Genomic DNA, 24,131 nt, shown 5'->3' with positions numbered 1-24,131 from the left:
CCACCCCGTGCCTACGGTGGAGGCATGTCCACCATCCTGATCACCGGCGCCACCTCCGGCCTCGGCCGCTATGTCGCCTTCGAGCTGGTCCGCTCCGGACACGTCGTCCTGGCCCACGGCCGCGACCCGGGCCGTACGGAGCGGCTGGTCGAGGAGCTGCGCACGGAGGGCGACGCGGAAGGCTTCGTCGCCGATCTGGCCTCGCTGACGCAGGTGCGCGAGTTGGGCGCACACGTCGCCGACGCCCATCCCGACCTCGATGTCCTGATCAACAACGCGGGCGTGGGAGCGGGCGGGCCCGGCGCGGGGCGTGAGCTGAGCGCCGACGGCCACGAACTGCGCCTCGCCGTGAACTACTTGGCACCGGTCGTACTCACCCGCGCCCTGCTGCCGGTACTGCGCGCGAACACACCCGCCCGAATCGTCAACGTCGGCTCGGTCGGCCAGGACCCCCTCGACTTCGACGACATCGAATTCCGCCGCGGCTACGACGGCTTCGCCGCATACCGCCGCGCCAAGTTCGCCCTGGCGGCCCATACGTTCGCCCTGGCCGAGGAGTTGGCGGGCACGGGTGTCTCGGTGAACGTGCTCCACCCGGCAACGTTCATGGACACAGCGATGGTGCGCGAGGGCGGAGTCACCCCCTGGAACACAGTGGCCGACGGCGCCCCCGGCGTACTGGCCCTGGCAACCCAAGATCGGGGCACGGGCGCCTACTTCGACGGCACGAGCCCGTCGAGGGCACATGAGTCAACGTACGACAGCGCAGTACAGAAACGCCTGTCAACGGCCACAGACCAACTCCTGGCGCTGTAGCGGCTTTTGTTTTTTGGGGGCGCGGGGAACTGCGCGACCAGCCACATACGGCCGGCACTCGCCGTACTACCCGCAGCGACCGAGCTCTTCAGCGCAACCCGCGGCCGGCCTCCAGCGCCTCCTCAGCCTGCGCCACCAACCCATCCGCCCCACACGAACGAGCCAGCGCCAACCCCCGGTTCAGCTCGGCAACAGACCTCGCAGCGATCCCGTACTCGATGCGGGCCGCCGCATGCTCGTACTGACAGGGCGAGGCCTCCAGATACGCCACGGCCTGCGCCGCCAGCCGAACAGCTCGGCCTGCCGGCGGGTGTCCGCGGCGAGCCGGCCCGCTCGCACCGGGTCCTCCGAGGCGAGGGCCCGGGCGAGATCGAGGGCCCAGGGGACGAGCACCGGGTTGTGGTGACCGCGCGCGGCCACGGCCTTCTCGACCTCTTCCAGTTCGTTGATGCCGTCCTTGGTGCGGCCGACGGCGAGCAGCAGCCGGCCGCGCACGGACCGCGGGTCCGGCATCACCATGGCGGACGTGTAGGGCGGTGCGAAGCCGGTCTGGTCGGCGATCGCCCAGGCGTCGTCCACATGGCCACGGGCGAGCAGGACCTCGACGAGGTTGCAGCTGATGCACCAGTACAGGGGCAGTCCGCGGCCGACGCGCTCGGCGAGGCGCAGCGACTCGCGCAGGGAGTCCTCGGCCTCCCGCAGCCGGCCGCGCCTGCGGTGTCCGATGCCGACGTGGGCGTGGGCCAGGGCGAGGTGGCCGCCGCTCCAGCCGGCCGACTCGTAGGTGCGCAGCGCCTCGTTGTAGAGGCTCTCGGCGCGGTCGAGGCGGTCGGTGTAGGTGTAGGAGTTGGCGAGCATCAGCAGGAGTTCGATGCCCCACTCGGTGTCGGTCCAGCCGAGTCCGGGTGCGAGGCGGCCGTTGACGAGAGCGCGGTCGCACAGTTCGACGACCTCCTCGGCGTTCTCGCCGCGGAGCAGGGCGTCGAAGCCGCGCAGCATGAGCAGGGCACGCTCGGAGTTGTCGCGGCCGGTGCAGGTCGAGGCGAGGTCGGCGAGGCGCTGGGAGCGTCCCGGCGAGGTCGCCTCGCCGGCGTAGATGCCCTCCCACATGTACTGCACGGCCTGCAGCCGCATCTTGGTGGGCCCGGCCTCGTGCCGGGCGGCCTCCGCCTCGACCGTGCGGACGGCCTCCTCCATCTGGTCGTTGTGGAGGAGGGCCTGGGAGAGGCGGTAGACCGCGTCGACGCGCTCGTCGCCGTCGAGGCCGGGCATGCCGAGGGCGGACTGCAGGTGGTCGATGGTGGTGGCGGGTGCGGTCAGGAGGGTGGCGCAGCCGAGTTCGAAGAGCACGCGCGCGTGGACTTCCGGAACAGGGGGTTCCAGGAGGGCGCGTTCGAGGCAGCGGCGGGCGGCGTCGGGGGCGCCGACGGCGAGGTGTTCGCGGGCGGCCTCGCGCAGCTGCCAGACGAGTTCCTCGTCGTCGTCCGGGTGCACCTGGAGGAGGTGCCGGGAGGCCATGGCGGCGCCGAGTCCGGAGTCGGCGACGACCGTGGCGGCGATGCCGTGCATGGCGGTGCGCAGGGCGTCCGGGATGGAGTTGTAGACGGCGGTGGCGATCAGCGGGTGCACGAACTCCAGGTCGCCGTCGCCGACTTGGGCGTTCGCCGGGTCGGGTTCGGTGAGGATGCGGGCGTCCTGCAGCAGTTCGGCGCAGCGCAGTGCGTCGTCGTGGTCCATGGTGGCGAGCTGGGCGACCAGGCCGACGGAGATGCCGGTGCCGAGGATCGCGGCCGCCCAGGCGAACCGGGTGGCGTCGATGCCGAGTTCCTCGAGACGGGCGACGAGGCCGCCGCCACGGGCCGAGCGGTTGAGGGCACGCAGTTCGGCGGCCGCGCTCTCGGTCGGTTCCAGTTCGCTGTCCTGGACCTTGGCGAGGAGTTCCACCGTCTCATACGGGTTGCCGCCGGTGACGGCCCAGACCTCGCGGCAGAACGGGGCGTCGGCGTGCGCGCCGAGGGTGGCGCGGGTGAGGCCGGCGGTGGCGCCCGGAGTGAGGGCGCTCAGGGTGGCGTCGGGGCGGCCCGCGGCGGCGGCGATCGCGTCGAGGTGGCGGGCGCTCTCGCCGCTGACCTCGCCGGGCCGCCGGGCGACCACGACCAGGACGGACAGGTCGTCGAGCCGCTCGGCGAACGCGGCGAGCCAGCGCAGCGTCTCCTGGTCGGCCCAGTGTGCGTCGTCGACGAGCAGGACCAGCGGCCAGTCGCGGCGGGCCAGTCGGCGCACTCCGGCGACCAGGCCGTCGCACACGCCCTGCGGGTCGGCCTGGCGTTCGCCCGGTTCCGTTATGCCGAGGGCGGGGCCGGCGATGTCGTACCAGTCGCCGAGGTATTCGCGGGCCTCTTCCGGCATCAGCGACACCAGCGCGGGCTGCAGCAACTGCCGTACCACATTGAAGGGGACGGATTTGAGGGTCTCGCCGCCGCGGGCCGACCACACCGTGCAGTTGCGCCGTTCGGCGATGCGGCGGATCTCGGCCAACAGCGCGGTCTTGCCGATTCCCGCCTCGCCCCGGACCATCAGCAGGCTGCCCGTGGACGAGTCGTCGGCGGACAGGGTGTCGATCGCCTGCACGACGGCGGCGATCTCCTCCTCGCGCTCCCACAGGGAGGCCGAAGCGGCCTCCATGGGCCGGACCTCCGTCATCCCGCTACCTCCCCAAGTCGCCCGAATGACGTACAGACATCGAGCGTAGCCGTCCGATTGCGGAAGTGGAGGCCGGTCCGGGTAGGTGTTGCCGTGATGGGTGACAGCGGGTGCGGGCAGGCGACGCATGAAGCCGGTGATCTGCCTGTGTGAAGGTAATCGACAGTCAAAAGGCGCTGAAATGACGCTGTTTTTCGGACAACGCCGGGCCGTGCGGGACTCGTCTGCGGTACGGGCCCTGGCGGCGGGGTCGGTCGGCAATTTCGTCGAGTGGTACGAGTTCGGGGTCTACGGCTGCTTCGCGACCGTGATCGCGGCGCGGTTCTTCACTCCGCAGGGGGGCGGCGAGGCCGAGGCGCTGGTGAGGACGTATGCGTCGTTCGCGCTGGCGTTCTTCTTCCGGCCGGTCGGGGCTGCCTTGTTCGGGCGGCTGGGCGACCGGATCGGCCGGCGTCCGGTGCTGATCCTGGTGATCGTACTGATGACGGTCGCCACGACGCTGATCGGTGCGCTGCCGACGTATGCGACGGTCGGGGCCCTGGCTCCGTGGCTGCTGACGTTTCTGAGGGTGCTTCAGGGGCTGTCCGCGGGCGGGGAGTTCGGTGGTGCGGTGGCGGTGATGACGGAGTTCGCGCCGCCGGGCCGGCGTGGGCTGTACGGGTCGTGGCAGTCGTTCACGGTGGCACTGGGGCTGCTCGGTGGTGCGGGGGCGGCGGCGCTGCTGAGCTCCGTCCTGACGGAGGAGCAGCTCGGCGACTGGGGCTGGCGGGTGCCGTTCCTGCTGACGCTGCCGCTCGGGCTGGCGGCGCTGTGGCTGAGGCTGCGGCTGGAGGAGACGCCCGCGTTCCGGCAGGAGACCGAGGCCGTGAGCCCGCCGCCGCGCGAGGTGGCCGGTGCCATTGCGCTGGGCGCCGCGCGGATCATGGGCTGGGCGGCGGCCGGGTACACCTTCCTGGTCGTGCTGCCCTCGTATCTGCAGAGCACGCTCGACGCGAGCTTCCAACAGGCGCTGATCGCCACCGTGTTGGCCAACGTCGGCTTCGCGGTCACCATCGTCCCGGCGGGCCTGCTCAGCGACCGCGCGGGGCGGCGGGCGGTGATGCTGACGGGGGCGCTCCTCGTGGTGCTCCTCTCTCTGCCGCTGCTCAACCTCCTTCAGGACACGGGGACTTCGAACACCGTGAAGGGCGCGGCGGTGTTCGCGGCGGGTGCGGTGGTGGGGCTGATGGCGGGGCCGGGACCCGCGATGCTGTCCGAGCTCTTCCCCACGAACGTGCGCTACACGGGCCTGGGACTCGCCTACGCCCTTGCCAATGCCGTGTTCTCGGGCTGCGCCGGGCTCATCATTACGGAAACCGTCAAGCGGACGGGGAACGTCGACATCCCCGGGTACTACGCGGCGGCGACGTGTGCGGTGAGCGTCCTCGCCCTGGTCAAGGCACCGAAACGGAAAGCGAGTTGAGCGCATGCGGGTGATCGGCCTGATGTCGGGCACGTCCTACGACGCCATCGACGCGGCGGCGGCCGACCTGAGCCTCGCCGGTGACAGCCTCGTACTGGAGCCGCTGGGGATGGTGAGCGAGGCGTACGACGAGGAGCTGCGGGAGGTGCTCGCGGCCGCACTGCCGCCGGGCGTCACATCGCTCGCGGAGGTGTGCCGGCTCGACACGGGGATCGGGCAGGCCTTCGCGGCGGCGGCTGTGCGCGCGGACCGTGAATTGTGCGACAGCAGCGCCGAATTGGTGGCCTCCCACGGGCAGACCGTCTACCACTGGACGGACGGCGGCAAAGTACACGGCACGCTGCAGCTCGGGCAGCCCGCCTGGATCGCCGAGGCGACCGGGCTGCCGGTGGTCGCCGACTTCCGGCCGCGCGACATCGCCGCCGGCGGCCAGGGCGCACCCCTGGTCGGCCTGGTCGACCTGCTGTGGCTGCGCGGCCGCCCGGGCACCCCCGTCGCCCTCAACCTCGGTGGCATCGCCAACCTCACCGCACCCGACGGCACGGCCTTCGACACGGGCCCTGCGTGTGCGCTGATCGACGCGGCGGCGCGGGGGTTCAGCGGCGGGACCATGGCCTACGACGTCGACGGCGCGCTGGCCGCGCGCGGCACCGTCCACGAACCGCTGCTGCGTCGGCTGCTCGACGAGCCGTACTACGCGCTGCCCGCACCGAAGACGACGGGCAAGGAACTGTTCCACCTCGGCTATCTGCGGGACGCGCTCGCCGGGTTCGGGACGCTCCGGGCCGAGGACGTGGTCGCCACGCTGACCATGCTCACCGCGCGGACGGTCGCCGACGCCGTGCTCGCCCTGGGCGCCACCGAGGTGATCGTCTCGGGCGGCGGGGTCGCCAACCCGGTGCTCATGCGGATGCTGGGGCAGCGGCTGCCGGGGCCGGTGGTGCGCACGTCCGACGAGCTGGGGCTGGCGTCGGACGCGAAGGAGGCGTATGCGTTCGCGGTGCTCGGGTTCCTGACCGCGCACGGTCTGGCGGGCACCGAGCCCGGGGCCACCGGGGCACGGCATGCGAGCGTGCTCGGTTCGATCACCCCCGGCCGGGACGGACTGCGGCTGCCGCCGCCGGGTGCGCGGGCGCCGAAACGGCTGGTGGTGGCCTGAATCCGGAATCCTCTCATCCCGCTTTCACCGAGGCCTCATACGGTGGGGGCATGACGCAGGTGACTCCTCCCGGGTGGTATCCCGACCCGGGGCAGACAAGTGAGGGTCCCGCCACCGAGCGCTGGTGGGACGGCAAGGCATGGACGGACCGGACCCGCCCCGCGGGGTCGGCCGCCGTATGGGGTCCCCCGGCGCAGACGCCGACGGCCGGGGCGGATCCGGCGAGCACCGTCCCTCCGGCGGATCAGGCCTATACGGCATATCCGACCTACCCGGCGTTTCCCGCCCAGCCACCGGCCGCCCCGCGGCGCGGTCTGCGCACGGGCATTGCCGTCGGGGCGGCCGTGGTCGTCCTCGCGTGCATCGGTGTGGGCGTGTACGCGCTGGCGGGCAACGACAGTTCGGGCGGCGGCAACGTCAACTCGCAGCAGGGGCCGGGCGGCGCGGGCGGCCAGGGCGGTACCGGCGGCCAGGGCGGCCCGGGCGGCGGCAACGGCGGGTCCGGTGGCTCGGGCGGGTCGGGCGGTTCCGGTGGCTCGGGCGGGACCCAGTCGCCCGCCCCCGGCCAGTCCGATGCTCCGAAGATCGAGAGCGGTTCGGTGACCGACGCGATCAGCGGGATCAGCCTGCCCATCCCGGACGGCTGGTACGGCCAGCAGACCGGGGCGGGCGCGCAGGTCTCGTCCAATGACTCCTACAAGTGCCCCGGCGACACCACCCAGACCTGCACGAAGGGCGGGGCGTACTCGGCGCCCGCGCCGGCGTTCAAACACCAGGAGACCACCGCCGAGGCGGTCGCGAAGGCCGACATCTCGGCGAACGCCGAACAGAACTACGGCGGCAAGATCTACGGCTCGATCACCTCGCACGACGTGCTTGAGTCCAAGGCGGTCACCGTGGCCGGGCAGAAGGGCTACCTGGTCCGCTGGAAGGCGGTCACCAGCAAGGGCGCCGACGGCTATGTCGAATCGCTCGCCTTCCCCTCACCCGCGGACCCCCAGCAGATCGTCGTCGTCCGCTTCGGCCTCGACGTCGGCCAGCAGGTGTCCATGATCGACACCATCACCAAGGGCATCGCGGTGTCGACGGGCAGCGGCAACGGCCAGAAGGTGTGAACCACCCCGGACACCGGTCGGCCGGGTGGGGCTCCCCTCCGCTCAAGAGGAGCCCCACCCGGCCGGGGGTGCGCGCCGCCCCCGTCCCCACGGTGCGGCGCGAGCAGGTCACCGTCCAGTCATCCCATGGACGGCGGCCTGATTCTCAGGTGAGTCCGAGTGCCGGCAGCACTGCGGCCTCCACGAAGCCGACCAGGTAGTCGGGGTCCGCGTACTCGCCGTCCACGACGGGCCGGGCGCGCACGACGCCGAACATCTGCGCCGGGATATATGCCAGCGCCGGGTTGTCGGCGGTGATCTCACCCCGCTCCACCCCGCGCTGCAGCATCTCCTTCAGCGCGGCGATCTCCGGGTCGACGAGCGCCTCCCGCAGCGCCTTGGCGAGGTCGGCGTCCTGGGTGACGGCATGCCCGAGGGCCTGCAGCAGTTTGGTGTCGTTCAGCGACCAGCGGCCCGCGGTCCGCGCGGCCTCGCGGAGGTCGTCCGCGAGCGATCCGGTGTCGATGCCTGCGAAGCGGGCCTTGCGACGGGCGCGCAGGGCGGCGACCACGAACTGGGGCTTCGTCTTCCACTGCCGGTACAGCGTGGACTTGCTGCAGCGCGTGCTGGCGGCGACCCCCTCCATGGTGACCGCTTCGTATCCGCATTCGCGGATCTGCTCGAGGACGGCGTCGAAGAACTCCTGCTCCCGCTCGCGCGAGATCTTGGAGCGGCGCGAGGCGGCGACCGTGTCCGGTCCGTCCGCGGCCTGCGACGTCATCTGCTCTTCTCCTTCGCCTCTGGTCCCGCTCTGTTCGCTGCATCGGTTGGATCCGCCGGATCCGCCGGATCTATTCCCTGGATCCAGTGTGTCCTACCTCAATCGATACGCCAGTGTACCGGAACGGCTTCGTATCGGTACACTGCCGTATCGGAACGCTTTCGTTTCGGCACGCAAGCGTACCGATGAGTCCGGGCTCCGGCCCGGGTCTCACCACGTACCAGCACACGCACCACCGTCAGCGAAGGGGCCGGGGTATGAATGCCCGCACCGAGCCTGCAGAAGGAGAGACCGGCGCGATAGCGCGGCCTCCGGTCGTCCGTGAGTTCCTGCTCGTCGCAGGGCTCTTCCTCGTCTACAAGTTCGGCCGTCAGCTGGCGACCGGCCACACCGGTGAAGCCCTGCGCAACGCGCACCGCGTGTGGGACCTGGAACGGACGCTCCATCTGCCCGGTGAGGGCGCGGTGCAGTCGGTGCTGCTGCACAGCGACACCCTGGTGCGCCTCGCGAACACCTACTACGCGACCGTCCACTTCCCGGCGACCGCGGCCTTCCTGATCTGGCTCTATCTGCGGCGCCCGGCGCACTATGTGTGGGCCCGACGGGTCCTCGCCACGGTCACCTCCGCGGCTCTGGTGCTGCCCTTCGTCCTCCCGCTGGCGCCGCCGCGGATGCTGGCCGCCACGGGTCTCGTCGACACGGCGCACGTGTACGGGCCGTCGGTGTACGGCCCGCCCTCCTCGGACCATCTCTCGAACCAGTTCGCGGCGATGCCGTCACTGCACTTCGGCTGGGCCCTGATGGTCGCGATCGGCCTGATCGCGGCCACCCGGTCCCGCTGGCGCTGGCTGTGGCTGCTGCACCCGCTGGTGACGCTGCTGGTCATCGTGGGGACGGCGAACCACTACTGGCTCGACGCGATCGTCGCGACCGCCATGCTCGGCGCCGCGCTGGCACTGATCCGCCCCCGGACTTCGTCCGGGAGGACCCCCATCTCGCTTCGCTCGCCGCAGCGCACCGTCAGCACGGCCGGGCGCGGCAGCGAGCAGCTCGCCGCACCTGTCGCCGACGACAACGCCCTCGTAGGAGCGGACCGATGACCGCCACACTCGTCGCCGTCGCCCTGTCCCTGGTCTCCGCCGTCGCCTACGCGGCCGCGGCGGTGGCCCAGGAGCGGCTCGCCTCCCGCAGCTCCGACGCCGGCATGCTGCGCCTGCTGGGCACGGGCGCCTGGTGGGCGTCGGTCGGGCTGAACGCCGGCGCGGCGCTGCTGCACGTCGTGGCCCTCAAGTACGGTCCGCTCACCGTCGTTCAGCCGCTCGGCGCGCTCACCCTGGTCGCCGCGGTGCCGATGGGGGCGCGGGTGGCCGGACGGAAGGTCAGCGCGACCGAGTGGCGGGGCACCGCGCTGACGCTGGCCGGGCTGGCCGCACTGCTGGTCACCGCGTCCGGCTCCGCGCCCGAGCAGGTGCTGAGCCTGACCGAGGCGCTGGCGGTGGCGGGGAGCACGGCCGCGCTGATCGGGCTGCTGTCGCGGCCGGGGGCCCGGCCGGGCCTGCGGCACGCCACGGCGTCCGGGTTCGCCTCGGGCGTCGCGTCGGCGCTCACGCAGACCGTGACGGTGGCCGCGACCGACCGGTCCGGCTCCGTGCTGAGCCTGCAGGTCGTCCTGGTGGCGGTACTGGTGGCCGCCTTCGCGGTGGGCGGACTGCTGCTGTCCCAGACGGCGTACCGGGGCGGGCTCGGTGCCCCGCTCGCGGTGGTGACGCTGTCCAACCCGGTCGCGGCCTCGGTGATCGGCCTCACCATGCTCGGCCAGGGGCTGCGCGGCGGCGCGGAGGGCATACTGCTCGCCCTCGCGGGCGCGGCACTTGCGTCCCGGGGCGTCGTACTGCTGACCCGGGCAACCCCCGCTGTCGTCGCTCCGGTTGCTCCCGTCATCACGGTCGACGAGGAGCACCCGGTGGCCGCGGTCCTGGCCCTACGGCCGGAAACGGCAACTCCGGAACCGGCGTTGATACCCCGGCAGCCTTCAGATCCGGGACACCTCACACCGCTCTGAGTAAGCCGGCGGTGCGAGCAACGCCCTTTATGGGGCGCGGGGAACTGCGCGACCAGCCACGACGAACCCGCAGCCGGCCGACCACCAATCGCGGCTCTAACCCAGTCCGCGCGAGTCCTGCTTGAGCGCCGTGTCCACGGTCAGCGCCGTCGCCACGACAAGACTCAACAGCGGTTCCGGCAGCTGGTAGTGGATCTGCAGAACGTAGTTGTCCGCGGTCGTGAACATCGTCTTGGCGAGGCCTTCCCAGGTCTTGGTGATCCTGGCGACCTCGTTGTCGGCGTGATCCACGATCGCGAAATTCCAGGCCCGCCAGTTCTCCGCCTTGATCGCACCGACCTGCTGGCCGTTGGCGTCGTTCATCGCAAAGTTGATCTTCCCGATCATGTTCTGCTGAACGATCTCGCCGACGGACGAACCGTCCGGACGCGACACGAGCACACGGGACTTGAAGACCTTGGCGGGCCGGGTCAGCAGCAACTGCGGCTGGCCGTAGGCGTCGCGGATCTCCAGCCGGTGGGTCATGAACTGGTCGAGGCTGGAGACGAAGCGCGCCACCTTCTTCAGCGTGCTCTGCCCGACTTCGGTCACCGAGCCGATCTGATGGCCGTTCTGATCCATGACCGTGTACTCGTTGGTCAGCTCGATCAGCTTGGCCTTCTGGTTGACCACCAGAACCGGCTCGGTGAACAGGCTGCCGCCGCCGGGGCCGCCGGCGGCGACCCCGGCCTGCTGCTGCACCTGACGCTGCACACGCGGGTCCGGCCCGGCGGCCTGCTGCGGCACCTGCTGCTGAGGTGCCTGGTGCTGAGGTGCCTGCTGCTGGTCCGTGTTGGTGTGCTGGGTCCACTGGGTGCCGTCCCAGTAGCGGAGGGTCTGGGGCGCTCCGTGCGGATCCGGGAACCAGCCTGCAGGGGTGTTCGAATGCGTGGTCACCGGGGCACACTACCCCGGGCCCACCCGCACCCCACCAGTCCCCGCGATCCGCTGTTCACCATCCTTTACCCGACAGTTCAGCCGGCGATGATCGCCGGGTCGCTCACCCCCGGCTGCCCGTTCTCGACATGTCCGGCGAATCGCCGCAGGAACGTCGCGTCGGCCGCGGAGGTGACGGTGAGGTCGTACCAGCGCCGGCTCGCGGCGAGGTCGACGGTGTACTTCGCCGTGGCGCCGGAACGCACGGTGAAGGTCCGGGACTTGAATCCGTATCCGCCGGACAGCTTCAGACCGACCGTGCCGGAGCCCTTGTTGGTGAAGGTCAGCTCGATGTTGTCACCGCTGTGGCGGGCGGTGACCTCGGGCCCTGCCACCTTGTTCGGCCCCTTGAAGACGCGCAGGAAGCCGTTCGGACCGTGCACGGCCAGGTCGTACGAGCCGTTCGAGTACGCCGAGTTCCAGGTGTCCGAGACGGTCTTGCCGGCCTCGGTGGTGTAGCTCCACGGCCCGTCGGTGCGGTTGCCGGAGGTCACCAGGAAGGCGGCGCCCGCCTTGGCGCCCGAGGCGAAGGCCAGCGTGAACTTCCCGGAGGCCGTGTCCGCCGAACCGTCCACGTACGGGGCGTACTTGAGGGGACGCGCCGGGCGCAGGCCGGGCTCCTGCTTGGGCAGGACCGGGTTGGCCGGCGGGGTCGGCACATAGTCGGGGTGGCGGTTGTGGTCCGGCGGCTGGTAGCCGTCGGTGCCCGGCAGGGCGACCGGCTTCGTGTCCGTGCGGGAGAAGTCGAACGCGGAGGTCAGGTCGCCGCAGATGGCGCGCCGCCAGGGCGAGATGTTCGGCTCGTGCACACCGAAGCGGCGCTCCATGAACCGGATGATCGAGGTGTGGTCCATCGTCTCGGAGCAGACGTAACCGCCCTTGCTCCAGGGCGAGACGACGATCATCGGCACGCGCTGGCCGAGCCCGTAGGGGCCGGCGGGGTGGCTGCTGTTGCCCGTGAACAGGTCCGGGCCGACGTCGACCGTCGACTTGCCCTGCGCGGCGGAGCCAGGTGCGTACGGCGGGATCAGGTGGTCGAAGAAGCCGTCGTTCTCGTCGTACGTGATGAACAGGGCCGTCTTCGCCCACACCTCGGGCGAGGAGGTGAGCGCGTCGAGGACCTGGGAGACGTACCAAGCGCCGTAGTTGGCAGGCCAGTTGGGGTGCTCGGTGAAGGCCTCGGGGGCGACGATCCAGGAGATCTGCGGCAGCTTGCCGCCCTTGACGTCGGCCTTCAGCTGGTCGAAGAAGCCCTCGCCCTTGCGCGCGTCGGTGCCGGTGCGGGCCTTGTCGTAGAGCGGGTCGCCGGGCTTGGCACCCCGGTACGCGTTGAAGTAGAGCAGCGAGTTGTCGCCGTAGTTGCCGCGGTAGGCGTCCTGGATCCAGCCCCAGCCGCCGTTCGCGTCGAGGCCGTCGCCGACGTCCTGGTAGATCTTCCAGGAGACGCCGCTCTTCTCCAGCCGCTCGGGGTAGGTCGTCCAGCCGTAGCCCGCCTCGTCGTTGCCGAGGACCGGTCCGCCGCCCTGTCCGTCGTTGCCCGTGTAACCCGTCCACATGTAGTAGCGGTTGGGGTCGGTCGAGCCGATGAACGAGCAGTGGTAGGCGTCGCAGATGGTGAAGGAGTCGGCGAGCGCGTAGTGGAACGGGATGTCTTTGCGGTTCAGATACGCCATCGTCGTGGAGCCCTTGGACGGGACCCACTTGTCGTACTTGCCCCCGTTGAAGGCGGCGTGTCCGTCGTTCCAGCCGTGCGGGAGGTCCTGGATGAAGGCCAGGCCCAGATCGTCCGCGTCCGGGTGGAAGGGGAGGATGTCCTTGGTGCCGTCCGACTGGTACCAGACCGGCTTCCCGTCCTGCCGCGTCACGATCGGGCGCGGGTCGCCGAAGCCGCGGACGCCCCTGAGCGAGCCGAAGTAGTGGTCGAAGGAACGGTTTTCCTGCATCAGGACGACGATGTGCTCGACGTCCTCGATGGAGCCCGTGCGGTGGTTCGCGGGCAGCGCGGCGGCGCGCTGGATGCTGTTGGACAGTGCGGTGAAGGCCGTGGTCGCGCCCGCGAGCTGCAGGAATCGGCGCCGGTTGACTTCGGGCATGGGTGAAGGACCTCTCGCCTTGAGGATGTTCGACCGGTCGGATGTGACGGATTGCGCGCGGAGCGAGTGTTCCAAGAGCACCAAACGTCAGGGAAGGGTCTGGTGGCGTCTGTGTGAAAGTCGTCGGTACGTGAGGTGGGCCGGACATCCTGCGGCACGACGGCACGGCCCGCCGGCGGGAAGCCGGCGGGCCGTGGGCCTCAATCAGGTGTCAGCCAGGTGTCAGCTGATGAACGAGCCCGGGGCGCAGGCGCTCGCCGCCACCCAGGTGTGCGACACGATGTTGTCGTTCATGTTCTCGTTGTTGGTGAACTTGTTGCGGCCGAGGTTGTCCACGTACAGCTCGCCCGGCTTGAGGCAGCCGTACGCCCTGTCGTCGTAGTCCGCGTAGTAGTAGAAGGCCACGACATCCTTGCCGCCGACGTAACCGCTGTTCATCACGGACGACGCCCGATTCACGTCCGTGCCCTGGAAGGGGCCGAAGCCGTCGGCCCAGTTGGGGTCGCTGCCGGGGGTGACGCCGAGGAGCGTTCCGCCGCAGTCGGTGCCGTCCCAGGCACGGACGTTGCCGTCGCGGCCGTGCGAGTTCCAGTTGGCGTTGCAGCCGGGGCCCGCGTGGGCGGCGGCCGGCAGGGCGATGCCGAGGGCGGCCAGGCCGAGGGTGGCCACGGAGACGGTCAGTTTGCGCATGGCGGATTCCTGTTCTGCTGACGCCTCGTCGGAGGCGTGGGGATGGGGTGGCGATCCGCGAACGGCGTCGCGGAGCTCCGTCCGTGACGCGGGGGCACGGAAATCAAGGGGTGGGCGACGGCCCGGTCAGGTCCGGGCGGGGACGATCCGTTCGGCGCGGGCGAGGGCGTGCTGCTGCATCCGCCGGTGGGCGTCGAGGGCGTCGCCGTACTTGCCGGCCAGTTCGCCGACGTAGTGGGCCTCGCGCCGCTCCCCGACGGAGCGCAGCGAGACGGCGCGGGCGCAGGTGGCGTCGGCGACCGCGATCCGGGTTTCGTTCGCGAAGGTGCCGGCCTCCTCGGCCCGTGTCTGCTGCGCGCTGTGCTCGCGCGTGGCCTGACGTGCCGCGTCGGGGTCGGGGTAGGGGTGTCCGGCCCTGCTCATGCAGCGCGACCAGGTCCGCACCGCGCTCTTGAACTCCTTGTCGCGCAGCAGCTTGCCCACGTACAGGGGGCGCAGGTTGCTGACGGTTGCGTCGGCCCGGAACCATGCCGCCGGGTCGCCGTACAGCGTCCTTTCGGCCTCGCCGGTGCAGCCGCCGGACTGCTTGGTGATCGTGCCGCCGGAGGGCGCCCGCGTCCTGAGCAGTGCGGTGTCCCGGCCGCCGTCCAGCGCGGTGTCATAGGCGCTCTGTCGCGGGCGGGAGAGGGAGTTGCGGTAGGCGAGGTTGGGGTTGCGCAGGCGGGCGCGGTCCTCCTTGGCCATGATCCTGCTGCCGTAGCCGTGGCTGCGCGCCCACTCGACGTCGTCCTGGACATAGCCGACCGGCCGGCTCTCCTCCAGGCTCAGCGTCCGGTCCTCCCGGAAGCGGAAACCGTGCTTGGTCATGCACTGCGTGATCAGGTGCTGCTCGGCGTCCGAGATCCGCAGGTCCTCGGCGTAGGTGAGGTCCTTGACGTGCGCGGCGGCCTCGGCTCCCGCGGCCGGCGCGGTGCGGTGGGACGAGTCGGCGCCTACTGAGCAGCCTGTCAGGACGGCAGAGGCCAGTGCGGCGATCACGCCCACGGTGGCGGTCGTGCGTCGCATGGCCGCCGTCCGGCGTGGGGCGTCGGTGCGCTTCATCGGCATGCTCCCGGGGCGTGGTCGAACTGACGTGGTGCTTTCGAGCCGTTGACGCCCCGGGAGGCGCGTCCGTATGCCCCTCGGACCGCGGGTTTTTTTCTCGCGTCGGCGGTCATACGACGACGGCGCGCGAACCGTCTCCCCTGGAAGCGACCCGGTTGTCCGGGTGGCGGAATCCAGCCAACCGGCCATGGGGAGGAGAGCCGTCCGGGACTGACCGAGCAGCGGACAACAGCCCATCTCAGCACCGCGGTTGCGGGTGGGCGGCACCAGCACACCGGGCCGACCGGATTCGGACACGGCGACCCGGTCATCGCCATGTCGTCGGCGCGTTCGTCGATATCTTCTGCCGTGATCCGCGGGGCGGGTGATACGGCGATCGGGGAACGATGTTCGAAGTGCGCCTGCTGGGTCCGGTGGAGGTGTGGGCCGGCGGCCGGCGGGCCCCGCTCGGCGGCGTCAGACCCCTGGCCGTCCTGTCGGCGCTGGTCGTCCACCTGGGGGAGGTCCTCTCCACCGAGCGGCTCATCGACAACGTATGGGACGAACGGGTACCCGCCACCGCCGGCGCCCTGGTCGCCACCCATGTCTCGGCCGTGCGCCGCGCGCTGGCCAGGGTCGGCGAGGCGGAGCTGATCCGTACCCGCCCGCCGGGTTACGTCGCCGACCTCGACCCGTCGCAGGTCGACGCCCACCGGTTCGAGGAACTGCTCACCTCGGGCCGGACCTCGGCCGCGCAGGGCCGCCCCGAGGAGGCCGCCGACCTGCTGTCCGAGGCGCTGGGGCTGTGGCGCGGCCCCGAGGCCCTGGAGGGGCTCGGCCAGTCGTTCGCCCGGATCGAGGCGGCCCGCCTCGGAGAACTGCGGATCGTCGGCCAGGAGGAGTCCTTCGGTCTGCAGCTGGAGCTGGGCCGCGCCGACCGGGCGATCGCTCCCCTGCTCGCGCATGTCGCCGCACACCCTCTCCGGGAGCGGCCGCGCGGCCAGTTGATGACCGCGCTGGTGCGCACCGGCAGGGTCTCCGACGCCCTGCGCACCTATCAGGAGGGCCGCGAGGTCCTGCGCGAGGAGCTGGGCATCGACCCGGGGCCGGAGCTGCGGGCGCTGCACAAGGCGGTGCTGACCAATGACCCGGAGCTCTGGGGCCCCGGCCACCGGAGCACGGCGGAGAAACCGGCCGGGCCTTCGAAGTCCCGGGAGACCGCGCTCCGGAGCGCGCAGGGCCCGCGGCCACGGCCCGCCCCGTCCCATCTCCCGCCGGACATAGCCGACTTCGTGGGCCGCTCCGAGCAGATCGGCTGGGCCGAGTCGCTGCTGGGCGGGGTCGACGACACGGGCCGCACCGCCCCGCCGATCGGTGTGATCTCCGGACGGTCCGGCACGGGCAAGACCGCCCTCGCGGTGCACGTCGGCCACCGCACCGCCGAACTCTTCCCGGACGGCAGGCTGTTCGTGGACCTGCGGGCGGCCGACACCGCCCCGCTGCAGCCCGCCGACGCCCTCGCCCGGCTGCTGCGCGCCATGGGCGCCGAACCGCAGACGCTGCCGGCCTCGGTCGAGGAGCTGACGGGGCTGTATCGCACGCACATCGGGCACCGGCGCATTCTGCTGATCCTCGACAACGCGGCCGGCGAGGCCCATGTACGGCCGCTGCTGCCGCCCGGTCCCGGTTCCGCCGTTCTCGTCACCAGCCGCCGCCGGCTGGTCGCGCTGGAGGGCGCCGCCCATCTGGACCTGACCGTGCCCGAGCAGGCCGAGGCACTCGAACTGCTACGGCGCGTGGCCGGACCGGACCGAACGGGTGCCGAACCGGAGCGGGCCGCCGAGATCGTCTCGCTGTGCGGGCGGCTGCCGCTGGCCGTGCGCATCGCCGGAGCCCGGCTCGCGGCCCGCCCGCACTGGGTGCCCGGCCGGCTCGCCGACCGGCTGCGGGACGAGCGGCGGCGGCTGAACGAACTGCGCGCCGGGGACCTGGAGTTGCGCACCAGTCTGGAACTCGGTTACGCCGACCTCGACCCGCAGGAGCAGCAGGCGCTGCGCCGGCTGGCCCTGCTCGACCTGCCCGACTTCGCGGCCTGGATCGCCGCTCCGCTGCTGGACATCGGCACGGACGAGGCCGAGGAGGCCGTGGAGCGGCTGGTGGACTGCCACTTCATCGATGTGCTCGGCGCCGACGACACCGGCCGCAGCCGCTACCGCATCCACGACCTGGCCCGCGAGCACGCCCGTGAGCGCTGTCTGTCCGAGGAGAGCACCGAGGAGCGTACGGCGGCCGTGCGGCGGCTGGTGGAATGCTGGCTCGGGCTGGCCAAGCGGGCGGCCTCCCGGGGCCCGGGCGGGGCGGCCCGGTACTTCCCCCGGCCGGAGGCCGTGCGTCCGCTCGACGCTCTCGCCCCGCAGGCCGAGGACGAGTTGCTGGAGCGGCCCGCGGCCTGGTTCGCCGCCGAGCAGGCCTGTCTGCTGGCCGCGGCGGAGTACTGCGCCGACCACGGAATGGACCGCGCCGCCCGCGACCTGGCGGGGGCGCTGATCGCGAGTTCGGCCGCGCTGTACAACCAGTTCGACGCCTGGTCCCGCTCGCACGCCGCGGCCATCGCGGCGGTGCGCCGCAGCGGGGACGGCGAGGGCGAGGCGTGGCTGCTCACCGGGCTCGGCCAACTGCGCTACGAGCAGGACGAGTTCGAGGAGTCGTACGCCTACTTCGCCGACGCGCTGCGGCTGTTCGAGGCGCAGGGCGACATGCCGTGGGGCGCGGCGCCGGCGCTCGCCGGAATGGGTACGGCCCGCCGCGAACAGGCCCGGTACACCGAGGCGTTGGAGCTGCTGACGGCTGCACTGGAGCGGTACGGGGAGTCCGCGGACCGCGGCGCGCGGGCACGGGTGCTGTACGGCATCGGTTATGTGCACCGGGAACAAGGGCGCGGCGCGCCGGCCCGGGACGCCCTGTCGCGGGCCCTGGAGCTGTACCGCGCGGAAGGCGACCGGCACGGCGAGGGACTGACCCTGCGGTCGCTGGCCCTGTGTGACCGGGCCGAGGGGGCACTGGCGGACGCGGAGCGGCTGCTGCACGAGGCGCTGCGGATCTTCGACCGGCTGCACGACAAGTTCGGGGTGATGTACACCGAACAGTCCCTGGCGAAGACGGAGTTGCGGCAGGGCCGACTGGACGAGGCACGGGCACGGCTCGACCGCTGCCTTGCGGTGGCCCGCGAGCGCCAGGACCGGTTCGGCGAGGCGCTGGTGCTGCGCACCCTCGGCGAATGGCATCTGGCGGCCGGCGATCCCGGCTCCGCCCGCCGGCCGCTGGAGCAGGCACTGTCGATGTGGGAGGCGCTGCGCCTGCCACTGTGGCGGGCCCGCACGCTCCGGGACCTGGCCCAGGTGTGGGCAGCACACGGCAACAGCACGGCCGCGCGAACGGCCCGCACCGAAGCGATGACGCTCTTCCGGGAACTGGGCTGCCGCGAGGCACACGAACCGGCCGCCGACGAATGACCCGAACCAGCCGCAGTAGCGCAGGCCCGCGCGCTCCGGGACCTGGTCAAGTGTGGGCCGGGCACGGCGACGGGACGGCCCGCGCCGAAGCGATCGCGATCTTCCGGAAGCCGGGCTGCCGCGAGGCACGCGAGCCGGCCGCCGGCCAGTGACCCGCACCGGCTGCAGAAGTGCTGGTGAGCCGCTTGCAGGCAACCTGCAGAGCAATTGCAGGGGCCTGCCCGAGGCTGATGTTCGTGACGGACATCATCACGCTCTCCGACCCCCGGGTCGCCGCGGTCGCGGAGGCCGACTGCGGTGAACCGCTGGTCGACCTGCGCGCGGCGGGCCACCTGTGGCTCGACCCGCGGCAGGCCGACGACGACGGAAGTTACGCCCATCTGCGGTCCGGCGCGCTGCGCCGGCTCGTGCGGGCGCAGCGCCTGCTGCCGGCCGGCGTCCGGTTCCTGGTGGTGGAGGGGTACCGGCCACCGGATCTGCAGCGACGGTACTTCGAGAAGTACGCGCAGACGATGCGCCGGGCCCACCCGGACGCGGCGCCCGCACGGATCCGCGAGCTGGCGAGCGCGTACATCTCCCCGCCGGAGGTGGCGCCGCACGTCAGCGGCGGGGCGGTCGACCTGACGCTGTGCGACCGGGACGGCAGGGAGCTGCCGCTCGGCACGGAGGTCAACGCCACCCCGGAGGAGAGCGGGGGCGCCTGCCGCACCGAGGCGCCCGGCATCAGCGCCGAGGCACGCGCGAACCGGGCCGTACTGGACCGGGCCCTCACCGCGACGGGCTTCGTCAACTACCCGACCGAATGGTGGCACTGGTCCTACGGCGACCGGTACTGGGCCCTGCTGCGCCGGGCCCCGGCCGCCCGCTACGGCCCGGCCGCCCCGCCCGCGTCAACGGCCTGACCAGCCACCAAGGGCGCACAGCACGACCACACCGTAAAACCGAGGGGGAACAGCATTGGAGATCAGCACCGCCGCCTGTCCGCCATCGCCGTCGGCGGACGCCGGCCGGATGAGCCCGGGGGACTTCGACACCTTCTTCACCGCCGACATGCCACGGCTGCGCCGACGGCTGCTGGCACTGACGGGCAACCCGCACGACGCAGACGACCTGCTCCAGGAGACATATCTACGGCTCACCCGGCGCGCCCGCGCCCAGAACCTGACGCACCAGCAGCACCCGTACGCCTACGCCTGCACCGTCGCCCTCAACCTGCTCCGCGACTCCTGGCAGCACCCCTCCCGCCGCGAGCACAGCACCGACCGGCTGCCCGAGGCGGGCTGGGACGGCGGGCTGGCCTCGTACGAGGCGTCCGCGACCACGCTGGCGCTGCTGAGCGTGCTCTCCGAGAAGGAGGCCGCCGCGGTGATCCTCGTGGACCTGGAGGGCCTCAGCCACGACACCGCCGGCGAACGGCTCGGCGCCCACCGCGGCACGGTCCAGCGCAACCGCATGCGGGGCCTGGCCAAGATGCGCGCCGCGCTCGCCAACTAGAAAGCCCGTGCCGCTCCCCACGGGGGTGGGAGCGGCACGTACGTCCCCAACCGCCGTCGCCGGGCCGCCCGGTGACGACACGTCGACGAAGGAAGACTCCGTGAAGATCAGCAGCACCCGCCGCCGGACCAGCGGCGGGCTCCTGGGCGCCTCGGTCCTGGCCCTGACCGCCTTCTTCTCCGCCCCGGCGCACGCCGCCGCCCAGGACACCTCCTGCGGGGTCCTCGCGCCGGGCGCCTCCGCCACGGCACAGGCCGCCGTGAACGCAGCATGTTCGCAGATCGGCGTCTGGTACAGCTGGGGCGGCGGCCACGGCGCGACGCCGGGCGCCATCTACGGCTACTACGACGGCTCGGACCCGGACAGCCTCCACGACAACGAGCGCAAGGGCTTCGACTGCTCCGGCCTGATGCGGTACGCGTACTGGAAGGCGACCGGCAAGGACCTGCTCAACGGCACCTCGAACGACCAGTTCCACAGCTCGCAGGCCACCGCCCGCTTCTCCGCCGCGCAGGGAGCCGCCCCGCTGCTGCCGGGCGACCTGATGTTCTGGGGCAACGGGCACATCCACCACGTCGCCATGTACCTGGGCGGCGGGCAGATGGTCGAGGCGTACGAGTCGGGCACCCACATCAGAGTCGCGCCCGTGCGCACCGGCGGCGACTACGCGGGCGCGATCCGGGTCAACGGGTCGGGCACCCCGACTCCCCCGCCCGCGAACGGCGGTACGACCTTCGAGACCTGGGGCACCGGGGTGCGCACCCACTCCACGCCGAGCGTGCGCTCCGCCGTAGTGGACACCTTCGCCGGTCCGACGCAGGTGTCGGTCCAGTGCCAGCAGCACGCGGAGACCGTCACCGCCGAGGGCTACACCAACGACATCTGGGCCAAGCTGGCCGACGGTTCGTGGCTGACGAACATCTACATCAAGGGCCCGGCGTCGCTGCCCGGCATACCGGACTGCGGCGGGAGCAGCACGCCCCCGCCGTCGGGCGGCAGCAAGCCGTTCCAGACCTGGGGCACGGGGGTGCGCACCCACAGCGAGCCGAACGTGAACGCCGGCGTCGTCGACTACTTCGCGCAGCCCACAACGGTCAACGTGGTCTGCCAGGCGCACGCCCAGGAGGTCACGGCGGACGGATACACCAACGACGCCTGGGCAAAGCTGACCGACGGTTCCTGGCTGACCAACATCTACATCAAGGGCCCGGCCTGGCTCTCCGACGTGCCTACTTGCTGATCCGGAAGCGCTCAGGCTCTTGGGGGCCGCCGGGGACGGGTCTTCGGCGGCCCCCCTGAGCAGGGGCGCCGTGGTTGTGCTTCTCGGGCCGCTTCCGCCGCGCACCACAACCCTGCCGCCAGCTCAGTCGTGACCGCTCCGCCCACCACATCGACCTCACCCCGCCGCCGGCGCGCTGATCTCCCTCTTGAGGATCTTGCCGCTGGGACCCGTCGGCAGGGTGTCCACGAGCCATACCTTGCGCGGGTACTTGTACGCCGCCACCCGTTCCTTGACGAACTGCCGGAGCTCGTCGGGTGTGGCCTGCGCCTTCGGGCGCAGCACCACCGCGGCCGCGATCTCCTCGCCCAGATGTGCGTCGGCCACGCCCACCACCGCGGCCAGCGCAACGGCCGGGTGCTCGTGCAGCACCTCCTCGATCTCGCGCGGGTAGACGTTGTAGCCGCCGCGGATGATCATGTCCTTCTTGCGGTCGACGATGTACAGGTAGCCGTCCTCGTCCCGGCGCGCGAGGTCGCCGCTGCGCAGCCAGCCGTCCGGGATGGTGGCCGCCGTCTCCTCGGGGCGGTTCCAGTACCCCTTCATCACGTTCGGCCCGCGGACGGCCAGTTCACCGATGTCGCCGGGGGCCACGTCCCGGCCCTTGTCGTCGAGGAGCCGCACCTCCACGTCCTTGATCGGGGTGCCGATGGACCCGGCCTTGCGCGGCCGGTCGGGGTGGTTGAAGGTGACCACCGGGCTCGTCTCGGACATGCCGAAGCCCTCCAGCACCATGCAGCCGAAGCGCCGCTCGAAGCCGTGCAGGATCTCCACCGGCAGCGAGGCCCCGCCGGAGACACACATCCGCAGCGTGGACACGTCGGCCCCCGACGGGTGCTGGAGCAGCGCCGCGTACATGGTCGGTACGCCCTCGAAGATCGTCGCCCGGTCGCGGGCAATGGCGTCCAGCACGGTCTGCGGATCGAAGCGGGGGATCAGGGTGAGCGAGGCACCGGCGCGGACGGTCACGCTCATCGTGCAGATCTGGCCGAAGATGTGGAACAGCGGCAGACAGCCCACGACCACGTCCTCGGCCGTCATCCGCTGCACATGGACCGCGTTGACCTCGGTGTTGTGCCGCAGCCCGGTGTGGGTGAGCGTGGCGCCCTTGGGGCGGCCGGTGGTGCCGGAGGTGTACAGCAGCACGGCCACGTCCTCGCCGTCCGGCTCGCTCACCTCCGGCAGCGGCTCGTGTCCGGCCAGCAGGTCCGCGAAGGCGGCGGGCTCGACGGCCAGGTGCCGCACTCCGGCGGCGGCCGCACCCTGCGCGCCCTCGCCCGGCGCCCGGTGCCACTCGAAGAGCATTGCCGCGCCCGAGTCGCGCAGGTGGTACTCGGTCTCCCGGGTCTTCAGCAGCGGGTTCATCGGTACGACGACGGCTCCGGCGCGCAGCACGCCGTAGTACAGGACCACGAACTCGGGAACGTTGGGCAGCATCAGGGCGACCCGGTCTCCCGGTCGTACGCCCTCGGCCCGCAGCAGCGTGGCGGCGCGGGCGCTGCGCTCGTCGAGCTCCGCGTAGCTGGTGACCTGGCCTCCCAGCCGCAGCGCGGGGCGTTCCGGCTGCCGCCGTGCCGTCTCCACCAGGAACTGAGCCAGATTGGCCATGGCCGCCTCCACGAACGTCGCCGTCGAAATCCGCTGTTCACGTCGACGTCATCGTGCAGATATCCGTGGCGCCGGCCTATATGGGCTGTGACAGCGTCTGCCCTCCCGGATTGTTCCCGGCAACAAAACAGGGGCGTTACGCTGCGGGAATGATTCTCTCGGGGGTGGTCTCGGCGCTTCATGCGAGGCTGCCGGAACTGGGCGAGCGGATGGCGCAGCGTATCCGCTCGGACGTCGATGCCTACAAGGACGAGTCGCTGATCCCCTTCGACTCGCTGCGCCGCTCGTGCACCGCCAACGCGGACCTGCTCCTGGACCAGCTCGGCCGCGCGGGCACGCAGGACCCGAGCCCGGCCCGGGAGACCGGCCGCGTCCGCGCCGAGCAGGGCGTTCCGCTGGCGGACACCCTGCATGCGTACCGGATCGGCTTCGAGCTCCTGTGGACGGACATCCTCGCCGAGGCACGCAACCGTCCCGAGGTCACCGACGCCCAACTGGTGTCCCAGTCCGCGGAGGTCTGGGCCCTGTTCGGCCGCTACGCGGAGGCGGTGGCCGCGGCCTACCGGGAGACGACCGCCGAGCTGACCTCGCGGCGTCAGGCGCGCCGCTCGGCACTGGTGGAGGCGCTGTTCACCGGCGCCGTCGCCGACCGCACACTGTGGGAGGCCGCGCGCGAGCTGGGGCTGCCCGACCGTGGGCCCTATGTGGTCGCCGCGGCGGCGGCCGACGCGCCCGGCGAGGAGCCCCTGGCAGGAACGGAAGCGGCCCTGCGCCAGGCCCAGGTCCACTTCGCCTGGCGGCTGCTGCCCGACCAGCAGATCGGTCTGGCCGCCCTGCCCACGCCGACGGCGGAGAGCACCTGCCTGCGCATCCTGCGCCGCGCGGGCGCCCGCGTAGGTGTCAGCCCATGCTTTCACTCGCTGCGGGACACCCCTCAGGCTCTGCGCTTCGCCCGGCTGGCTCTGGCCGGCCTCCAGGGCACCGGCCCCGGCGTCGCACGGTTCGACGACAACCCGCTGGCCATGGTCGTCGCCGCCGCCCCGGCCGAGGCGGCGCACCTCGTGGAGGTGGTCCTCCAGCCCCTGCTCGATCTCCCGGCAGCGGAGCGTTCCCGTCTCCTGGAGACCCTGGAGCACTGGTATGCGTCCGCGGGCTCCGCCAGGGACACGGCACAGAGCCTCTTCGTCCACCCCAACACCGTCCGCTACCGGCTGCGCCGCGTCGAGGAGCTGACGGGCCGCTCCCTGTCCGATCCGCGAGCAGTGGCGGACATCGGCGCGGCGCTGCTGGCGGTCCGCCGGGCGGGCGCGTGATTCAGTG

General features: G+C 71.8%; 17 protein-coding genes and 1 pseudogene. 11 read left to right on the top strand and 7 right to left on the bottom strand.

The features are described 5' to 3' along the window. Positions 1 to 24 precede the first annotated feature (24 nt). Positions 25 to 816, top strand: coding sequence for an SDR family NAD(P)-dependent oxidoreductase (locus P2Q00_RS02925; RefSeq protein WP_275769070.1), 792 nt, complete (start codon positions 25 to 27; stop codon positions 814 to 816). A gap of 88 nt (positions 817 to 904) precedes the next feature. Here P2Q00_RS02925 and P2Q00_RS02920 read toward each other — a convergent pair. Beyond that, positions 905 to 3,519: pseudogene (locus P2Q00_RS02920) on the bottom strand (ATP-binding protein). A 181-nt stretch (positions 3,520 to 3,700) separates the two neighbouring features. Here P2Q00_RS02920 and P2Q00_RS02915 point away from each other — a divergent pair. Genes P2Q00_RS02915 through P2Q00_RS02905 form a run of 3 tightly spaced genes read left to right on the top strand, consistent with a single transcriptional unit; the run spans position 3,701 to position 7,255 of the window. Further along, complete coding sequence (locus tag P2Q00_RS02915) at positions 3,701 to 4,981, top strand: MFS transporter (RefSeq protein ID WP_275769069.1); 1,281 nt, start codon at positions 3,701 to 3,703, stop codon at positions 4,979 to 4,981. Between the two features lie 4 nt (positions 4,982 to 4,985). Continuing rightward, positions 4,986 to 6,140 carry an anhydro-N-acetylmuramic acid kinase gene (locus tag P2Q00_RS02910; protein WP_275769068.1) on the top strand — a complete coding sequence of 385 codons (1,155 nt, stop codon included), beginning with the start codon at positions 4,986 to 4,988 and terminating at the stop codon, positions 6,138 to 6,140. 50 nt (positions 6,141 to 6,190) lie between these two features. Beyond that, positions 6,191 to 7,255: a DUF2510 domain-containing protein gene (locus P2Q00_RS02905; RefSeq protein WP_275769066.1), complete on the top strand. Its 1,065-nt coding sequence runs from the start codon at positions 6,191 to 6,193 to the stop codon at positions 7,253 to 7,255. 145 nt (positions 7,256 to 7,400) lie between these two features. Here the strand turns inward: P2Q00_RS02905 and P2Q00_RS02900 are convergent, their stop codons facing one another. Then, the gene (locus P2Q00_RS02900; protein ID WP_275769065.1) at positions 7,401 to 8,015 is read right to left on the bottom strand and encodes a TetR/AcrR family transcriptional regulator; all 615 of its coding nucleotides are present in this window, start codon (positions 8,013 to 8,015) and stop codon (positions 7,401 to 7,403) included. A 257-nt stretch (positions 8,016 to 8,272) separates the two neighbouring features. Here P2Q00_RS02900 and P2Q00_RS02895 point away from each other — a divergent pair, with 257 nt between their 5' ends. Both P2Q00_RS02895 and P2Q00_RS02890 read left to right on the top strand, forming a co-directional pair. Continuing rightward, positions 8,273 to 9,115, top strand: coding sequence for a phosphatase PAP2 family protein (locus tag P2Q00_RS02895; protein WP_275769064.1), 843 nt, complete (start codon positions 8,273 to 8,275; stop codon positions 9,113 to 9,115). Beyond that, complete coding sequence (locus tag P2Q00_RS02890) at positions 9,112 to 10,077, top strand: DMT family protein (RefSeq protein WP_275769063.1); 966 nt, start codon at positions 9,112 to 9,114, stop codon at positions 10,075 to 10,077. Before P2Q00_RS02895 ends, P2Q00_RS02890 begins: the two co-directional genes overlap by 4 nt. A 96-nt stretch (positions 10,078 to 10,173) precedes the next feature. Here P2Q00_RS02890 and P2Q00_RS02885 read toward each other — a convergent pair whose 3' ends face one another. The 4 genes from P2Q00_RS02885 to P2Q00_RS02870 form a co-directional block, all read right to left on the bottom strand. Then, positions 10,174 to 11,013 (bottom strand): LURP-one-related family protein, encoded by an 840-nt coding sequence (locus tag P2Q00_RS02885; protein WP_275769062.1) that lies wholly within the window; start codon positions 11,011 to 11,013, stop codon positions 10,174 to 10,176. Between the two features lie 77 nt (positions 11,014 to 11,090). Next, complete coding sequence (locus tag P2Q00_RS02880) at positions 11,091 to 13,145, bottom strand: phosphocholine-specific phospholipase C (RefSeq protein WP_275769060.1); 2,055 nt, start codon at positions 13,143 to 13,145, stop codon at positions 11,091 to 11,093. A 222-nt stretch (positions 13,146 to 13,367) separates the two neighbouring features. Continuing rightward, complete coding sequence (locus P2Q00_RS02875) at positions 13,368 to 13,835, bottom strand: hypothetical protein (protein WP_275769058.1); 468 nt, start codon at positions 13,833 to 13,835, stop codon at positions 13,368 to 13,370. Between the two features lie 126 nt (positions 13,836 to 13,961). Beyond that, positions 13,962 to 14,936: a hypothetical protein gene (locus tag P2Q00_RS02870; RefSeq protein ID WP_275769057.1), complete on the bottom strand. Its 975-nt coding sequence runs from the start codon at positions 14,934 to 14,936 to the stop codon at positions 13,962 to 13,964. Positions 14,937 to 15,325: 389 nt separating this feature from the next. Between P2Q00_RS02870 and P2Q00_RS02865 the strand changes: the two genes are divergently transcribed. The 4 genes from P2Q00_RS02865 to P2Q00_RS02850 all read left to right on the top strand — a co-directional run bounded on the left by P2Q00_RS02865 (position 15,326) and on the right by P2Q00_RS02850 (position 21,164). Next, entirely contained in the window at positions 15,326 to 18,430 is a 3,105-nt protein-coding gene (locus P2Q00_RS02865) for an AfsR/SARP family transcriptional regulator (protein ID WP_275769055.1), read from the top strand. Positions 18,431 to 18,666: 236 nt separating this feature from the next. Beyond that, complete coding sequence (locus tag P2Q00_RS02860) at positions 18,667 to 19,332, top strand: M15 family metallopeptidase (RefSeq protein WP_275769054.1); 666 nt, start codon at positions 18,667 to 18,669, stop codon at positions 19,330 to 19,332. Between the two features lie 55 nt (positions 19,333 to 19,387). Beyond that, positions 19,388 to 19,924: an RNA polymerase sigma factor gene (locus P2Q00_RS02855; protein WP_425579675.1), complete on the top strand. Its 537-nt coding sequence runs from the start codon at positions 19,388 to 19,390 to the stop codon at positions 19,922 to 19,924. A gap of 100 nt (positions 19,925 to 20,024) precedes the next feature. Beyond that, entirely contained in the window at positions 20,025 to 21,164 is a 1,140-nt protein-coding gene (locus tag P2Q00_RS02850) for a C40 family peptidase (RefSeq protein WP_275769052.1), read from the top strand. 156 nt (positions 21,165 to 21,320) lie between these two features. Here the strand turns inward: P2Q00_RS02850 and P2Q00_RS02845 are convergent, their stop codons facing one another. Then, positions 21,321 to 22,811, bottom strand: coding sequence for a long-chain-fatty-acid--CoA ligase (locus tag P2Q00_RS02845; protein WP_275769050.1), 1,491 nt, complete (start codon positions 22,809 to 22,811; stop codon positions 21,321 to 21,323). Positions 22,812 to 22,975: 164 nt separating this feature from the next. On the opposite strand from P2Q00_RS02845, the gene P2Q00_RS02840 reads away from it, so the two are divergent. Further along, complete coding sequence (locus P2Q00_RS02840) at positions 22,976 to 24,124, top strand: PucR family transcriptional regulator (RefSeq protein ID WP_275769485.1); 1,149 nt, start codon at positions 22,976 to 22,978, stop codon at positions 24,122 to 24,124. Positions 24,125 to 24,131 lie beyond the last annotated feature (7 nt).

The sequence above is a fragment of the Streptomyces coacervatus genome, assembly GCF_029223485.1.
GTDB lineage: Bacteria > Actinomycetota > Actinomycetes > Streptomycetales > Streptomycetaceae > Streptomyces > Streptomyces coacervatus.
The sequence above is the reverse complement of the archived record's forward strand: the minus strand, read 5'-3'. Positions and strand labels throughout refer to the sequence as shown.

What these genes read in the sequence shown, in the direction of transcription:
- P2Q00_RS02865 (WP_275769055.1), top strand. Translation starts at nt 15,326, where the DNA reads ATGTTCGAAGTGCGCCTGCTGGGTCCGGTGGAGGTGTGGGCCGGCGGC.
- P2Q00_RS02880 (WP_275769060.1), bottom strand. Translation starts at nt 13,145, where the DNA reads ATGCCCGAAGTCAACCGGCGCCGATTCCTGCAGCTCGCGGGCGCGACC.
- P2Q00_RS02890 (WP_275769063.1), top strand. Translation starts at nt 9,112, where the DNA reads ATGACCGCCACACTCGTCGCCGTCGCCCTGTCCCTGGTCTCCGCCGTC.
- P2Q00_RS02900 (WP_275769065.1), bottom strand. Translation starts at nt 8,015, where the DNA reads ATGACGTCGCAGGCCGCGGACGGACCGGACACGGTCGCCGCCTCGCGC.
- P2Q00_RS02905 (WP_275769066.1), top strand. Translation starts at nt 6,191, where the DNA reads ATGACGCAGGTGACTCCTCCCGGGTGGTATCCCGACCCGGGGCAGACA.
- P2Q00_RS02845 (WP_275769050.1), bottom strand. Translation starts at nt 22,811, where the DNA reads ATGGCCAATCTGGCTCAGTTCCTGGTGGAGACGGCACGGCGGCAGCCG.
- P2Q00_RS02910 (WP_275769068.1), top strand. Translation starts at nt 4,986, where the DNA reads ATGCGGGTGATCGGCCTGATGTCGGGCACGTCCTACGACGCCATCGAC.
- P2Q00_RS02895 (WP_275769064.1), top strand. Translation starts at nt 8,273, where the DNA reads ATGAATGCCCGCACCGAGCCTGCAGAAGGAGAGACCGGCGCGATAGCG.
- P2Q00_RS02915 (WP_275769069.1), top strand. Translation starts at nt 3,701, where the DNA reads ATGACGCTGTTTTTCGGACAACGCCGGGCCGTGCGGGACTCGTCTGCG.
- P2Q00_RS02870 (WP_275769057.1), bottom strand. Translation starts at nt 14,936, where the DNA reads ATGAAGCGCACCGACGCCCCACGCCGGACGGCGGCCATGCGACGCACG.
- P2Q00_RS02875 (WP_275769058.1), bottom strand. Translation starts at nt 13,835, where the DNA reads ATGCGCAAACTGACCGTCTCCGTGGCCACCCTCGGCCTGGCCGCCCTC.
- P2Q00_RS02925 (WP_275769070.1), top strand. Translation starts at nt 25, where the DNA reads ATGTCCACCATCCTGATCACCGGCGCCACCTCCGGCCTCGGCCGCTAT.